Annotated in this window: 10 protein-coding genes and 1 tRNA gene; 4 read left to right on the forward strand and 7 right to left on the reverse strand. The window is 46.5% G+C overall.

What is annotated here, in order from left to right:
* Window positions 1-4: 4 nt before the first annotated feature.
* A complete protein-coding gene (locus tag CD05_RS0109990) occupies window positions 5-2,629 on the reverse strand; it encodes a valine--tRNA ligase (protein ID WP_028510380.1) in 2,625 nt (874 codons plus the stop codon).
* 131 nt (window positions 2,630-2,760) lie between these two features.
* A complete protein-coding gene (locus CD05_RS0109995; RefSeq protein ID WP_028510381.1) occupies window positions 2,761-3,870 on the reverse strand; it encodes a helix-turn-helix transcriptional regulator in 1,110 nt (369 codons plus the stop codon).
* Between the two features lie 242 nt (window positions 3,871-4,112).
* Between CD05_RS0109995 and CD05_RS0110000 the strand changes: the two genes are divergently transcribed.
* Window positions 4,113-4,832 (forward strand): M23 family metallopeptidase, encoded by a 720-nt coding sequence (locus CD05_RS0110000; protein WP_028510382.1) that lies wholly within the window; start codon window positions 4,113-4,115, stop codon window positions 4,830-4,832.
* 135 nt (window positions 4,833-4,967) lie between these two features.
* Here CD05_RS0110000 and CD05_RS19775 read toward each other — a convergent pair whose 3' ends face one another.
* Complete coding sequence (locus tag CD05_RS19775; RefSeq protein ID WP_028510383.1) at window positions 4,968-6,770, reverse strand: cohesin domain-containing protein; 1,803 nt, start codon at window positions 6,768-6,770, stop codon at window positions 4,968-4,970.
* A gap of 495 nt (window positions 6,771-7,265) precedes the next feature.
* Here CD05_RS19775 and CD05_RS18260 point away from each other — a divergent pair, with 495 nt between their 5' ends.
* Window positions 7,266-9,095 (forward strand): SH3 domain-containing protein, encoded by a 1,830-nt coding sequence (locus tag CD05_RS18260; RefSeq protein WP_051588940.1) that lies wholly within the window; start codon window positions 7,266-7,268, stop codon window positions 9,093-9,095.
* Between the two features lie 84 nt (window positions 9,096-9,179).
* Here CD05_RS18260 and araD read toward each other — a convergent pair whose 3' ends face one another.
* The gene (gene araD / locus CD05_RS0110015; protein WP_028510384.1) at window positions 9,180-9,872 is read right to left on the reverse strand and encodes an L-ribulose-5-phosphate 4-epimerase; all 693 of its coding nucleotides are present in this window, start codon (window positions 9,870-9,872) and stop codon (window positions 9,180-9,182) included.
* 182 nt (window positions 9,873-10,054) lie between these two features.
* On the opposite strand from araD, the gene CD05_RS0110020 reads away from it, so the two are divergent.
* Window positions 10,055-10,130 (forward strand) — tRNA-Ala (locus CD05_RS0110020).
* A 586-nt stretch (window positions 10,131-10,716) separates the two neighbouring features.
* Here CD05_RS0110020 and CD05_RS0110025 read toward each other — a convergent pair.
* Both CD05_RS0110025 and CD05_RS0110030 read right to left on the reverse strand, forming a co-directional pair.
* A complete protein-coding gene (locus CD05_RS0110025) occupies window positions 10,717-10,923 on the reverse strand; it encodes a DUF378 domain-containing protein (RefSeq protein ID WP_028510385.1) in 207 nt (68 codons plus the stop codon).
* Window positions 10,924-11,081: 158 nt separating this feature from the next.
* Window positions 11,082-11,366 (reverse strand): helix-turn-helix transcriptional regulator, encoded by a 285-nt coding sequence (locus CD05_RS0110030; RefSeq protein ID WP_084262155.1) that lies wholly within the window; start codon window positions 11,364-11,366, stop codon window positions 11,082-11,084.
* A gap of 387 nt (window positions 11,367-11,753) precedes the next feature.
* Between CD05_RS0110030 and CD05_RS0110035 the strand changes: the two genes are divergently transcribed.
* Window positions 11,754-12,572 (forward strand): hypothetical protein, encoded by an 819-nt coding sequence (locus CD05_RS0110035; protein WP_028510387.1) that lies wholly within the window; start codon window positions 11,754-11,756, stop codon window positions 12,570-12,572.
* 141 nt (window positions 12,573-12,713) lie between these two features.
* Here CD05_RS0110035 and nifJ read toward each other — a convergent pair whose 3' ends face one another.
* Window positions 12,714-16,277: a pyruvate:ferredoxin (flavodoxin) oxidoreductase gene (gene nifJ, locus CD05_RS0110040; RefSeq protein WP_028510388.1), complete on the reverse strand. Its 3,564-nt coding sequence runs from the start codon at window positions 16,275-16,277 to the stop codon at window positions 12,714-12,716.
* Window positions 16,278-16,359: the final 82 nt, after the last annotated feature.

The raw sequence follows: 16,359 nt of genomic DNA on the forward strand, positions 1-16,359 counted from the left end.
AGCATTATTTGCCAAGTGCTGCGATCGACTGGCCTATCTTCTCCATTTTCTCCTGAGCCTTTGCGAGCTTTTCCTTCTGCTCGTTTATGAGCTTTTCGGGTGCTTTTGCAAGGAAGCCCTGGTTTGAGAGCTTGGAGCTTAAGAAGTCTATATCCTTCTGAACAGCCTTCTTTTCCTTTTCAAGACGTGCAAGCTCCTTCTCTGTGTCGATTATCTCAGAGAGCGGTATGAACATTCTTGCGCAGTCTGTAACTGCAACTGCACAGTCCTTGCCGTCAAAGCCCTCGTCTGCAAAGCTGATCTCGCTTGCAGATGCAAGGCGCTCAAAGAACATAAAGCCCTTTTCAAATGCCGCCTTGTCAGCTGTCTCGATAAACAGCTTAGCCTTTACGCTCGGGGGAACGTTCATCTCGCCCCTAACATTTCTTACTGCACTGATAGCAGCAACTACCTTTTCAAAGTCAGCCTCGTCCTGTGCGAAATCAAGTGCCTCGTCGTATACAGGGAACTGCTGTACCATTATAGCGCTCTCGCCGTCCGTGAGCACCTGCCATATCTCCTCTGTGATATACGGCATGAACGGGTGCAGGAGCTTTAGCATACCCTTCATTACCCATACCAGAACGTGCTGTGCTGTGAGAGCTGTCTCGCCGCCTGCTGCTATCCTCGGCTTTGTGAGCTCGATATACCAGTCGCAGTATACGTCCCAGATAAAGTCATAGAGCTTTGCAACAGCCACGCCGAGCTCGAACTTGTCAAGGTTCTCGTTCACTTCCTTAGCAAGGCGGTTGAACTTTGATACAACCCACTTGTCCTCAGCTGTCAGGTTATCCGGCAGGCTGTCAGACTTGAAGTCCTCAGGCAGGTTCATCATGATAAAGCGTGAAGCGTTCCAGAGCTTGTTTGCAAAGTTTCTTGAAGCCTTTACCTTATCATCTATATAACGCATATCATTTCCGGGTGCATTGCCTGTTGCGAGCATGAATCTCAGAGCATCTGCACCGTAGTTGTCTATTACCTCGAGCGGGTCGATACCGTTGCCGAGGGATTTTGACATCTTAAGGCCGTTTGCGTCTCTTACAAGGCCGTGGATAAGCACTGTCGAGAAGGGCTTCTTGCCCATATACTCCATACCTGCAACTATCATTCTCGATACCCAGAAGGTTATGATATCATAGCCGGTAACGAGAGTGTTTGTCGGGTAGAACTTTTCAAGCTCGGGTGTCTTGTCAGGCCAGCCCATTACAGAGAAAGGCCACAGAGCCGACGAGAACCATGTATCGAGCGTATCAGGATCCTGGCGCATAGGCTTGCCGCACTTGGGGCATACTGCACTCTCGTCCTTGGTGACTACCATTTCGCCGCAGTCGTCGCAGTAGAATGCAGGTATCCTGTGACCCCACCACAGCTGACGTGATATACACCAGTCTCTTATATCGTTCATCCAGTTGAAGTAGTTCTTCTCAAATCTTTCGGGAACGAACTTGATATCCTTGCTCTCAACCGCCTTTATAGCAGGCTTTGCAAGCTCGTCCATCTTAACGAACCACTGTAGAGAAACTCTCGGCTCAACTGTCGTGCCGCAGCGGTAGCAGGTGCCGACATTGTGCTCATGCTCCTCTGTGTATGCAAGGAAGCCGCCTGCCTCCAAGTCTTCAACTATCTTCTTTCTTGCCTCGTATCTGTCCATGCCGGCATATGCAGGATAATCATCAACTATCTTTGCATCTTCGGTGAGGACGTTTATTACGGGCAGGTCGTGTCTTCTGCCCACCTCGAAGTCGTTGGGGTCGTGTGCAGGGGTTATCTTAACAACGCCTGTACCAAAGTCCATAGCAACGTAGTTATCAGCAACTACGGGTATCTCTCTGTTTACAAGAGGGAGGATAAGTGTCTTGCCGACGATATCCTTATATCTCTCGTCCTTGGGGTTGACTGCTACTGCGGTATCGCCGAGCAGAGTCTCAGGTCTTGTGGTAGCAAGCTCAAGGTAGCCCGAGCCGTCCTTGAAGGGGTATTTGAGGTGCCAGAAATGGCCTGCCTGATCCTCATAGTTTACCTCGGCATTCGAGATAGATGTAAGGCAGTGAGGGCACCAGTTGATTATCCTCTCGCCACGGTATATAAGACCCTTGTTATAATAGCTTACGAAAACTTCCTTAACGGCCTTTGAACAGCCCTCGTCCATAGTAAAGCGCTCTCTTGACCAGTCGCAGGAGGTGCCGAGCTTCTTTAACTGCTCAACTATCCTGCCGCCGTACTGCTTTCTCCAGTCCCACGCACGCTCCAAGAACTTATCTCTGCCGATATCGTCCTTGGTGAGGCCTTCCTTTCTCATAGCCTCAACTATCTTAGCTTCAGTAGCGATAGATGCATGGTCAGTGCCGGGCACCCACAGAGCCTCGAAGCCTGACATTCTCTTGTAGCGGATAAGGATATCCTGCAGGGTATTGTCAAGTGCATGGCCCATATGCAGCTGACCTGTTATATTCGGAGGGGGTATAACTATCGAATAAGGGGGCTTCTTTGAATTCACGTCAGCCTTGAAATAGCCGCCGTCAAGCCACATTTTATAGATCCTGTCCTCGAACTCTTTTGGTTCATAGGTTTTTGCAAGCTCTTTTTTCATCTTTATCTGTCCTTTACAAAATAATAGTTTACATTTTATTATCGCACATTTTACGCAAAATGTCAAGGCAGAGAGGGCTTTTTAATAAAAAATTAAGGCACACCCACCAAAGGCAGGTATGCCGTATGTTATTATTTGGTTATCTTGGCTTTGAGCTTGCGAATAAGGGCGTTAAAGCTGGGGTCGCCTTCAAAGGCTTCACAGAATTTGTTTTCGGGTTTTGCAATAATGTTATATATGCTGTCATAAGCGGTATTGGGATCCATTTTGAGAACCTTTATCTGATCGTCGTCCATCTCGCTAAGCCAGCAGGGAGAATATTTTGCTCCGGCGGAACGGTTCTCGTAGCTATCGGCATGGTCGTATGCAGACCAAAGCATATCAAGGGATTTTTCTTTATCACCGAGCTTTAAGTACAGCTCCGCCTGCACTGCTGCGTTGACCGATAATTTGCCGTGGAAAAAGTTCGGCTTTCCGCCTGTTATCAGCTCTGTCAACGCATCATCAGCCTTTAGTATCTCAATTCTCTGTTCATAGGTATAGGAATCATCACGGGATATCTCCCAAAACAGACGGTGCATCATCTGTGTCATGCTCCAAAGCAAAGCTGACTGCCTGCGTGCAAGGGCTTCCTTTCCCTCGTAAAGATCGGCTAAAAACCTTTCTCTCGTGCAATATACATTTGGCAGCGACATGACCAGCTTTTCACCCTTTTCCTTATCGTGCAGATAATAGACGTATTGCCCGATAAGCACCTGTTTTGTGAAGTTATTGTCATCGGTAGGCTTGTAGTATTTAAGTGCCCTTTCGCATAGGGCTATTATCTCGTCCGACTTTTCTTTTTTAAGCTCCTCTGTGTCTGCCTTGCCCTGAACAAAATAGTAATTGCGCAAAGCAAATGCGAGTTCAGTAAGCAGATCGGGCTCGTTTGGATAGATTTTCAGCTGCTCCCTGAGATATTCAGCCGTGCTCAGCTGATCGCCTTGCTCCTGATATTTATTGACCTGCTTAAGTATCTTATCGACTTCCTCTTCCTTGCGCCTTATATCCACCCCGAGCAGAAAGTCTGTCGTCACATCAAAGAAATTCGCAAGTGCCGGCAGCTGCGAGATATCGGGGGCTGTGCGGTCTGTCTCCCACTGGCTTACTGCACGGGAGGTTATGCCGAGAGCATCGGCGAGCTGCTCCTGGGTTATATCCTGCTCCTGGCGAAGCTGTTTTATAGTTGTTCCTATTGACATATTATCACTCCTTACCATTTTTCAAAAGCGCCTTTGTTGATATCATTATAACCCATTATACCGCATTTGACAAGGAAGTATTTGCAGAGCCGGGGTATAGCAGCGCTTGGGTTTTTCAAGAGTAGCTATTTGAGCGTTATAAATTTATAGGGCTTTATGTATCAGCTTTTGCATAAATTTCCCCATTGCAGGCAATAATAGACACAAAGAGCCGACAGGCTTATTGAAAGGAAAGATGCAAAATGAAATTTACAGGCAGGTTAGCAAAGGTCCTCGGAGCAAAGGGGCTTTACATCACGGCAGCCGCAAGCCTTGCGGTCATGGCAGGCGCAGGCATTCTCGCCTACAACAAGGCTATAGGTTCGGTGAATGAGAGCTTTGAGCTCAACATTCCCGAAAGCTCGCTGACAGAGCAGGCAGAAGCCAACAAAACAGATGTAAAGAAGCCGGTGCGTGACGACAGCTCGGAAAAGGACAAAAAGGAAGTCTCCCCCGACGAGAGCACAGGCGAGAATGTGAAAAACGACAAGGTCTACAACACCCAGCCAAACATCATGCCGGTAAACGGCGAGATAATCAACCCATTCAGTGGCGGCGAGCTGGTAAAGAGCGAGACCTTAGGCGTGTGGAAGACGCACGACGGCGTTGACATCAAGGCCGACAAGGGCACGGCAGTAAAGGCCATGAACAAGGGTACAGTCACAAAGGTGTGGGAAGACACTCTCTGGGGCTACTGCGTCATTATCGACCACGGCAACGGCATTGTCGGGCATTATTACAGCCTTACGAGCGCTGTGGCTGTCGCCGAGGGCGACGAAGTCAATTCGGGTGACATCATCGGCTATGTGGGCGATTCGGCAGTAGTCGAGAACACCGAAGGCGCACATCTGCATTTTGCCATAAAGCAAAACGGCGAGTGGACAGACCCTATAGCTTATATCAACCCCCTGAGTATAAAATGATCAAGCATACAAAAAACCGCAGGCTTTCTAAACCTGCGGTTTTTCCCTTCAATTTTGCCTTTCATGGCTTTATTCAATATCGCACAAAGCCGACTGGCGGTCTTTGTATGGTATTGCCTTATGCCCTTGCGGACTTTATTCGGCTTTCTTTTTACCGAGCAGCAGCTTGTTTATAAGTATTGCAGCGCTCGAATATGCAAGTACAGTTATCGAAAGCACCATCATAAGTATCCTTACCTTGCTCAATGTGCTGTCGCCTGTCTTGGGGTTAGCGCTTGCCTGCTGTGCGGCATCTGCGACCTTGCTCTCTACTGCGGCACTGTCGATAGTAACGATGTCTGTCTTTGCCGGAAGATCCGAAGAAGGCTCAGCTGTTTCATCATCGTCTTCTTCCATGTCATCGGCGTCTTCATCGCCCTGTGCATCGACTGTGTCGTCATCATCTGATGCATCTGCGTCTTCGTCAGCGTCTTCATCAGCGATAACGTCTGCATCGTCTGTATCTGCTGTGTCGTCTGTATCATCAGCAGTGTCAGCAACAGCTGTGCTGTCCTGATCTGCTGTGTCTTCATCGTCGTTCGTGTCAGCTGTGTCGGCTATATCTGCTGTATCAGCTGTATCTGCGTTAAGCTCTTCCTGCTCTGCGTCAGGTGAAGCTATCGTAGTATCAGCTTCTGTCTCGTCTGCATCAGCTGTCTGCTCCTCTGCACCGCCGTTTGCAAACTTGATGCTTACGTCCTCGATGCTTATCTCGGAGCCGTCCTTTATGTAATAGAACTGAACTGCCGCCGAGCCGTTGAGTGTTGAAAGGTCAACATTCTCAGCGTGCCATACAGTCTCTGTGCCGCCTGTTGTAGCGTTCTCGAAAGACTGCCATTCGCCGTTGTATGTACCGAAGCCGAGTGCGCCTGTAACGTTACCGCTTGAAGCCACCTTTACCTCGATGTCTGCAACGCCGCTGAGGTCGTTTGTATAATCGCTCAGGTCAAAGCAATACTGAACTGTGCTCTCAGAATTGAAGTCGCCGCCCTCCTGGGTGTAGCTGTAAAGTATCTCGCCTTCACCGCTGCTTATTACCTCAGGCTCCTCCTTGACTGTCTCAGCAGGCTCTGTCTCGGCCTTCTGCTCAGTTACTTCGGGGGCTTTTGTTGTGGTAACTTCTTCTGTAGTCTCAGCCGCCTTTTCAGTAGTCACGGCCTTGGTAGTTGTCTCTGCTGTCTTGGTGGTCGTTACTGCCTTAGTGGTAGTTTCTTCTGCTTTGGTAGTGGTAACTGCCTTTGTCGTGGTAGTTGCCTTAGTAGTTGTCTCGGCGGCCTTGGTAGTTGTTGCTGCCTTGGTCGTCGTTTCAGCCTTGGTTGTAGTTGTTGCTTTTGTGGTGGTAGCCTTTGTAGTCACAGCAGGCTCCTCAGTGCCCTTTACCTTGAGCGTTACAGGAGAGTTCTGTGTAGGAACCTTATAGTCAGCGTTTACATATGCGCTGCTTGAATCAGCCACCATGTTCTCAACATCTATCCAGTAGTCGAATGTTCCCTTAGCTGTGTCCTTGACATCAAAATAGAGTGTTGTGACATTTCCCGAGCTGCTCACGTTGGTGCCGCTCATATTCGCACCGACTATCTTTATAACGCCGCTGTCGAATTCGTTGTTGGCAACTACTGAGAACGGGCCGCCTGCGCTCATATCCTTATCGGGTACATAAACGCTTACTGCACTCGGGTCGTAGTGAACATCTATCGTGAATCCAGCGATGCCTGACTCTGACGGTATATAATCAAGTGTAAGTGCAACTCTTTCACCGGGAACAAGCTCATACTTGTCAGGTGTTAATGTCAGCCTGTTTGCACTTGATGCAGATATAACAGGTGTCAGCAGGCTCGATGTCATCAGAACTGCTGTCGATACAGCTATTGCCGCCTTGCTTACCTTTAGCTTTTGCATAGTATTACCTCCTTGTTCTTCAGGTAATGTGGTGAAGCCAATGAGCGGGCCGGGAGTAAAAAAACTCCCGCCCATTCATCCGCTCCGAAATTTTTACACACTTGGGAACAGCGAGAAATTTTGTACGATTTGTTTTGGGTGCCGTTTTAGACTTCACGCTTATCCCCCTTCAGCACTGAATTTAAAGTGCTGCCGGTAAGACATATTATAACAAAACATTCCAAAAAAATCTATTGTTATTCCGTACAAAAAAGTGTCCGAAATTTTGGTTACTATTTGTCTTTATGTCACCTGAAACTAAATATCGTTGCCGGGCAGAGTGTCAGACACTAAATATAGATGTAACCGTTTTGTAATTTTTAAAAAGTAGAATACTTGTTCTTTTGTAAACTTTCTATGAACAGATTTTCCTCTTGACAAATTGCGACACTCCTATTATAATATAAAATACACACCCCCCAAGGGGATAATCTATTATGAAGGAAGTGAGCAGAAATGGGGCTTATGAGCCGGGTGCTCGGCACACTCAGCGCCGCAGCGATCGCCCTGACGATGTGTCAGGCATTTGACCTGAGAGCGGCAGCAGCCAACAAGTCAGGCGTGGTAACAGCCGATTCGCTGAATGTCAGAAGCGGTGCAGGCACTAACAATTCTATAATCACCTCGATAAACGAAGGCACGAGCGTCACGATAAAAGGTGAAGCCTTAGATGCCTCCGGTCAGAAATGGTACAAGATAACCGCCGGCGGCACAACAGGCTATGTCAGCGCATGGTATATAGATGTAGTCAGCTCAGACAGCACCCAGTCTGCTTCAAGCAATACAGACAATACATCGGCCGGCACGGCAAAGACCACTTCGACCACAACAGCCTCGACAGGCATGAGCGACAAGGAGTTCGAGAGCTACATGAAGTCCCAGGGCTTCCCGGAGAGCTACAAGCCCATGCTCAGAGAGCTGCACAAGGATCACCCTAACTGGATATTCATGGCGCAGAAGACAGGTCTTGACTGGAACTATGTTCTCAGCGAGGAATGTGTTCTCGGCAGGAGTCTCGTTCCGTCATATGCGCTTGATTCGTGGAAGTCGATGAAGGAAGGCGCTTACGACTACAAGACCGGCACCTGGTACGGCCTTGACGGAAGCTGGGTACAGGCATCAGACGAGATAATCGCCTATTACCTTGACCCGAGAAACTTCCTTGACGACACGAACATCTTCATGTTTGAAAACCTTTCATACAACTCGAAGGTACACAATATAGAGGGCGTTAAGGCAATTCTGGCCGACACCTTCATGAAGGGCGGCTTCACTGCCCCTGACACAGGCGTTTACTATACATACGCACAGACATTTATGGACGCTGCAAAGCAGTCGGGCGTTTCCCCCTATCACCTTGCAGCAAGATGCCGCAACGAGCAGGGCGTAAGCGGTGCTCCCCAGTCGCTCGGCACAACATCAGGCTATGAGGGCTATTACAACTTCTTCGACGTGCAGGCATTTGCCACGGCAAAGCTCACAGCTGCACAGATGGGCTGCAAATATGCCATGACCACCAACCCGACATATCTTCTCCCCTGGACTAACCAGTACAAGTCGATTGTCGGCGGCTCGATATTCTTAGGCACAGGCTACATCTCCAAGGAGCAGGACACGCTCTACCTACAGAAATTCGACGTGGCTGACGGCGGCAACGGCTATTTCTACCACCAGTACATGACCTGCATATTCGGTCAGGCAACCGAGGCAGTATCGCTTAAGAACGCATACTCCGACAAGGTGCTTGCATCGGCTATGGAGTTCAAGATACCCGTATACAACAATATGCCCGAGACTCAGTATTACAAGCCGGGCAGCGAGAACAACAACAATAACTATCTAAAGAGCCTGTCTGTAAAGGGGCAGAAGCTCTCGCCGACATTCAACAAGTTCACTCAGGAATACACGATGACTGTTGCTGAGAATGTTTCCAGTATCAAGGTGTCTGCTGCTGTTTCCGACAAGGACGCAAAGGTAAGCGGCACAGGAAACAAGACGCTCAAATACGGCAAGAACACGATAAAGCTGACAGTTACCGCACCAAGCGGTGCCAAGAGAGTATACACGCTGACCGTGACACGAAAAGGCAGCGAGACGAAGACTGTAAAGGGCGATGTATCAGGCAACAGCAAGCTCGATATATCAGATGCCCTGCTGATAATGAAATACTCATCAGGCAACACCAAGCTGACCAAGGCTCAGCTGACCCTTGCAGACTACAACGGCGACAAGAGCGTGAATGTCATAGATGCTCTGTCGATAATGAAAAAGCTAAGCAAGAAATAACGACTTTTACTGACCATAACGACCACCTAATAAAAGAGCCCCCTTCGGAAACTGCAACCTTCCGGAGGGGGTATCTTTGTCTATTCATTTCTGGCCGTAGTAGGCGTTAGCACCGTGCTTTCTCAGATAGTGCTTATCAAGAAGCTCCTGCTGCATATGGCCTATAGCAGGGTTCATGCTCTGAGCGTGGTAGTTCATGAAAGCTACCTCCTCCAGCACAACTGCGTTATGAACTGCATTTATACTGTCAGTACCCCATGTGAACGGGCCGTGGCTCATAACGAGCACTGCTGGTATATCGGCAGGGCTCTTGCCCTCAAATGTCTCGATAATAACTGTGCCAGTTTCTTTCTCATACTCCCCTGCTATCTCCTCGGGGGTCATAGGGCGTGTGCAGGGTATCTCGCCGTAGAAATAGTCGCCCTGAGTTGTGCCGAGAGGGATTATCCCCTTGCCTGCCTGCGCAAAAGACGTTGCCCAGCGGCTGTGTGTATGCACGATACCGCCTATATCGCCAAAGGCCTTATAGAGTTCGAGGTGTGTGGGAGTATCGCTCGAAGGCTTATATCTGCCCTCAACGACCTTACCTGTCATAAGGTCTACCACCACCATATCATCAGCTGTCATGCTGTCATACTCAACGCCCGAGGGCTTTATGACAACAAGGCCGCTCTCACGGTCTATCTCTGATGCATTGCCCCATGTGAAGGTAACGAGACCATACTTAGGCAGCATGAGATTTGCCTTCAAGACCTTTTCCTTTAACTGTTCAAGCATTTTTATATCCTCCTTATACATTATCTTATCAGCTATTCTTTTATTATACACCATAGCATTCATTTTTTCAATAGCTTCTGCCTTTTTGCTTAAAAATTTAAACACTATGGATTTTACATCTGCGAAATATCTTATTCACACAGATTAAACTAAAATATTGTATAATGCAGTTGTGAAATAATGGGGTTATAGCTCAGTTGGCAGAGCGGTTGCTTCGCATGTAACAGGTCAGGGGTTCGATTCCCCTTAGCTCCACCAGAAACGCCCTCGGAGCTTATGCACCGAGGGCTCAATGAATAGTGAATAGTGAAGAATGTAGAATAACAAACAGGGCGTTTTATGTATTATTCATTCTTCACTATTCTTTTTTCATTATTCATTTGGTTGATGTCAATATAGCCGCCCTTGCAGGTTGCGCTGCGGGGGCGTTTTTGTTTCAAAAGAAAAATGCCAAAAAAAATGCAGCACATAACTGCGCTGCGAAGATAAAATAAAAAAACTATGTGTAGAACAAAAGAAAGGAGACAACAAAACGGATGTTTATACAAAATACATCAGATTATCACATCAAATACATTTTGTACGTTTAACATCATATATATTATAGAATATTTTACGGCTTTAGTCAAGAAAAAAGGCCGAAATTCTCAGCTTTTCGGAAAATTTCGGCAGTTTACACAAACTTATCACATTTAATTAGGGCGTGTTGACACGCATATATTTTAACTAAAAAAGCCTTTGAAAAAAGGGAAAGAAACCGGATAATGCACACCTGACGCTCAAGCCCGATACACAGCGCCCTGCCGCATTATCCGACCCCCTTCCCTTTTGCCAAAGCTATGCGCTATTCGACAGCGAGTACCCTGTTGTCCTTGAAGAACAGGCTGATGCACCAGACAGCAGATACTGCAACGAGCGTGTATATCACTCTGCTTATCACAGCTGCCGAGCCGCCGAACAGAAACGCCACAAGGTCAAAACGGAAAATACCTATGAGTCCCCAGTTGATACCGCCGATGACCAGAAGTGCAAGTGCGATCCTATCAAGCATTCTATCATTCCCTTTCAATGTTTTTTGCCGATGCTTTCGGCGTGATATTATTATGGGCAGGAAATGACGGTTTATGCATTTTTATTTTTGATGTTTGTTTTAGTATCAAATATACTATAAAGCATGGGTTTGTTGTATAATCTACAATCCCATGCTTTTTAATACATTTCTTGTGTTAGAGATTTGAAAACCTCAGTATTAAAGAATTCTGTTATTGTGATATCTAATCCGTCACACAGTTTTTTTATAGTAACAATTCCTATATTCCTTGCATGGTGATTAACTATATCATTTACAGTTGACTGTGTCACACCTGATATTGTAGATAGCTTATTTACAGTTATTCCACGTTCTATGCATAGACTTATGATACGTTCAGAAACTGCCTCAGATATATTCATCACCGCACCCCTTTCGTTATTATCACATATATATAATAACATTTTTTGTGCAGCATTATTAACGGTTTACCGTTGACTTTCAAAGCGTAAAATGCTATAATATTATTAACGGTATACCGTTAATAAACTAAAAGAGGTGATTACAATGAACATTGCAATTGTTTGTATATAGCTAAGTGAACGGATAAACCAATCAATACCGGAAGATAAGATTCAAACAGAGGCTTTTGCCGAGGTACTAAGACTTGCTATAAGTGAATTACAAGCCGATATTAATGACGCCGAATCATTCCGAGTCTTAGCTGACCTTAATAAAGAACTCTTACCCCTATTTGATAAATCATGTGCTGCAATAGGAATAGGTAAATGTATCTCATTATTTGAAAGATACAATGAGATATATAATAAGATAAAGGGAGGGATATTACCATGAAAAGAATTATATCCATAATAATTGCAATGACACTATGTTTATCTTCATTTACTTCTTGTTCATTAATAGAAGAATCATCAAAACCAACTAAACTTGCTTTAGAAAAATCTGTATATGAAGCTTATCCAGATTATGACAATTCCGAATTGCTTGAATTAATTGATCAGTTTTTAAGTGTAAATATAAGAGCACCTAAAGAAGATGTAATATCTATATATGGTGAGCCCGATGAAGAAACCATTGGTGAAGGTGTAGCCTTACATTACAATAAGGAATTTGAAAGCTATGATGAAACCAAAAAATTCAAAGCTGTTGTTTGTTTCCGTTTTTCTACATCAGACGTATTATACGATATGTCATTTTCAATTTCAACTCTTGAAAATGGGGCGTTGAATATAAATTATTTACTTAAAACAGATTCAATAATAGATAGAGTACAGAATAAATTTCCAGATTATAAAAGATTATCCTACCATGCAAATGTGGGATTACAAGATGGTATACTCGTATTAGAAGATGATATACTCGTATTAAAAAACAATAATGGAATAAGCGTTACAGTACACTCAGATAACGACGCAAACACATCAAATAGGATAGATGTTTGTATTGTGAATTATCACAATTATGAGCCTAAGGAAACTACCAAGCAAAACAACTCATCTAATGGAAATAATAATCAAAATAGCAGATCAGATAATTCAGGAAAGAGAATATGCGCATTTGACGGCTGTAATGCTCCTGCATCATGGGGAGATTTCTGCGATTATCATCGCAAGAAAATGAACGAATACTGGGATGCAACAAACAAATAAATCTAACCCCTTCGGAAAACCACAGCTCCGAAGGGGTCTCTTTAATAGAAAAGAAGCAGAAATAATACATCAACAATATATCCCCACAAACAAATATCCCCCGACACCTTGCGATGCCGGGGGAATATCATTTAACGAATATTAGTCGTTATTGTAGAGCTTTGCATATCTGAGGAGGTAATCATACCTGTCAGCAGCGTTCTTGACAGCCTTGTCGAAGAGCTTCTCTGCTCTCTCGGGGTTCTGTCTTGCAAGAGCGTTGTAACGAACCTCGCCCATGAGGAACTCCTTGTAATCTGCGGAAGGAGCCTTGGAGTCGAGAATGAAGGGGTTCTTGCCCTCAGCCTTGAGTGCAGGATTGTATCTGTAGAGGTGCCAGTAGCCAGCCTGTACAGCCTTCTTCTCCTCTGTCTGAGCGATCTTCATACCGCCCTTGATACCATGGTTGATACAAGGAGCATATGCGATGATAAGCGAAGGACCGTGGTAAGCCTCAGCCTCAGCGATAGCCTTGATGCACTGGTTGTAGTCAGCACCCATAGCGATGTGTGCAACATATACATAACCGTAGCTCATAGCGATGCCAGCGAGATCCTTCTTCTTTACTTCCTTACCAGCTGCAGCAAACTGTGCGATAGCACCAGTCTGTGTAGACTTGGAGGACTGACCGCCTGTGTTGGAGTAAACCTCTGTATCGAATACGAAGATGTTTACGTCCTCGCCGGAAGCGATAACGTGGTCAAGACCGGAGAAGCCGATATCATAAGCCCAGCCGTCGCCGCCGAAGATCCACATACTCTTCTTTCTGAGGTAATCAGCGTCCTTAAGTATCTCGTCTGCAGCCTTTGTTCTTGCCTTCTTGAGAGCTGCGATGAGCTCGTCAGTAGCAGCAGAGTTAGCAGCACCGTCGTCAACTGTTGAGAGGAAGCCCTCGATAGCCTTCTTAACGTCAGCCTTCTTGGTTGTCTTCTCAAGCTCTAAGAGCTTAGCGATAGTTCTCTGTCTGATAGTGTTCTGAGCGAGGAACATACCGTAACCGTACTCAGCGTTATCCTCGAACAGTGAGTTAGCCCAAGCAGGACCCTTGCCTTCCTTATTTACTGTGTAAGGAGTTGAAGGTGCAGAGCCGCCCCAGATGGACGAGCAGCCAGTAGCGTTAGCGATGAACATTCTGTCGCCGAAGAGCTGTGTTACGAGCTTAGCATAAGGTGTCTCACCGCAGCCTGCGCAAGCGCCCGAGAACTCGAGCAGCGGCTGCTTGAACTGCGAGCCCTTAACTGTCTTAGCGTTGAACTTCTCAAATACCTCAGGCTTCTCAGCGAGAGTAAGGCCGTAGTTGAATACTTCCTGCTCTGCGAGCTGTGTCTCGAGGGGCTGGAGTGCGAGAGCCTTCTCACCCTTCTTGCCGGGGCATACATTTACGCACGAACCGCAGCCTGTGCAGTCGAGTGCAGACATTGTCATAACGAAGTTGTAACCAGGCATACCTGTCATAGGCTTAGCCTTCTTCTGTGCAAGAGCAGGTGCCTTCTTAAGCTCAGCATCTGTCATTACAACAGGACGGATTACAGCGTGAGGACATACATAAGAGCAGAAGTTACACTGTATGCAGTTGTCGCCGTTCCAAGCAGGAACATCTACAGCGATACCTCTCTTCTCGAATGCAGCCGAGCCCTGCGGGAATGTACCGTCTGCCATATCCTTGAATGTGGATACCGGCAGGCTGTCGCCTTCCTGAGCGTTGCAGGGGATCTGGATATTGTTAACGAAATCCTGAAGGGTCTTGTCAGCGTTCTTGACCTTAGCCATACCCATCTTGGAATCCTTAGCCTTCTTCCAGCTTGCAGGAACCTTTACCTCATGAACCTGCTGATAACCAGCGTCGATAGCGTCGTGGTTCATCTTAACGATAGCCTCACCCTTCTTGGAGTAAGAAGCAGTTGCAGCGTCCTTCATGTACTTAACAGCCTCGTCGATCGGAATGATGTTAGCGAGCTTAAAGAATGCAGACTGAAGAACAGTGTTTATTCTGTTGCCAAGGCCTATTTCCTTACCGATCTTAACGCCGTTTATTGTATAGAACTTGATGTCGTTCTCAGCGATGTATCTCTTGACCTGACCAGGAAGGTGCTTATCAAGCTCCTTGTCGTCCCACTGGCAGTTGAGGAGGAATGTACCGCCGGGCTTAACGTCCTGAACCATATTGTACTTGTCGATATAAGACTCATTATGGCAAGCAACGAAGTCAGCCATATTGATGAGGTATGTAGACTTGATAGGAGTCTTACCGAATCTCAGGTGAGAAACTGTAACACCGCCGGACTTCTTGGAGTCATAAGCAAAGTAAGCCTGAGCGAAGAGGTCAGTATGGTCGCCTATGATCTTGATGGAATTCTTGTTAGCACCAACAGTACCGTCAGCGCCGAGACCCCAGAACTTACAAGCTGTAGTGCCCTCAGGAGCAGAGTCGAGCTTGCCCTCTGTAGCGAGTGAGAGATATGTAACATCATCGTTGATACCGATAGTGAATCTCTTCTTGAAGTCTTCCTTCCAGGAAGCGTTCCAGTATACAGCCTTGATCTGAGCGGGAGTTGTATCCTTAGAGCCGAGACCGTATCTGCCGGATGCAACAGCTACGTTATTGAACTTACTATCCTTAAGAGCAGCTACTACGTCGAGGTAGAGAGGCTCGCCCATGGAACCAGGCTCCTTAGTTCTGTCGAGAACAGAGATCTGCTCAACAGTATCAGGAAGTGCAGCAACGAGCTTATCAGCACGGAAAGGTCTGTAAAGACGAACCTTAACGAGACCGAGCTTTGTGCCCTCGTTAGCGTTTAAGTAATCGATTGTCTCTTCGATAGTGTCACATACAGAACCCATAGCAACGATAACGTGTGTTGCATCAGGAGCACCGTAGTAGTTGAAGAGCTGATAGTTTGTGCCTATCTTCTTGTTTACTTTATCCATATACTCCTCAACTATGCCGGGGATAGCGTCATAGTAGGGGTTGCAGGCTTCTCTTGCCTGGAAGAAGATATCACCGTTCTGAGCCGTACCACGGAGTACGGGGTGCTCAGGACTTAAGGAGCGCTTTCTGAACTCTTCGATCTTCTCGAAGTTTACCATTTCTCTAACGTCCTCGATATCCCATGTCTCGATCTTCTGGATCTCGTGAGATGTTCTGAAACCGTCAAAGAAGTGGAGGAAAGGAACTCTGCCCTCGATAGTTGAAAGGTGAGCTACTGTACCAAGATCCATAACTTCCTGAACGTTAGACGAGCAGAGCATTGCAAAGCCTGTCTGACGGCAAGCGTAGATATCGGAGTGGTCACCGAAGATATTAAGTGCGTGAGAAGCAACGCAGCGAGCTGAAACGTGGATAACACACGGAAGAAGCTCACCAGCGATCTTATACATATTCGGGATCATAAGGAGAAGACCCTGTGAAGCTGTATAAGTTGTTGTCAGAGCGCCTGCGGAGAGTGAGCCGTGAACAGTACCCGCAGCACCTGCCTCGGACTGCATCTCAGCAACTCTTACGGGAGTGCCGAAAAGGTTCTTCTGACCCTTTGCAGACCACTGATCTGTTACCTCAGCCATAACTGACGAAGGTGTGATAGGATAGATAGCAGCTACTTCCGTAAACGGGTAGGAAGCCCAAGCGGCAGCGTTGTTACCATCCATGGTTTTCATTTTTCTTGCCATTATTTTATCCTCCTCATAAAGATATGTGTACATAAGGTGGGCGCAAAATGCCCATATTACAACAATATCATTATATCACTTT

It is taken from the genome of Ruminococcus sp. NK3A76 (assembly GCF_000686125.1).
In the GTDB taxonomy this organism is placed as follows: Bacteria; Bacillota; Clostridia; order Oscillospirales; family Ruminococcaceae; genus NK3A76.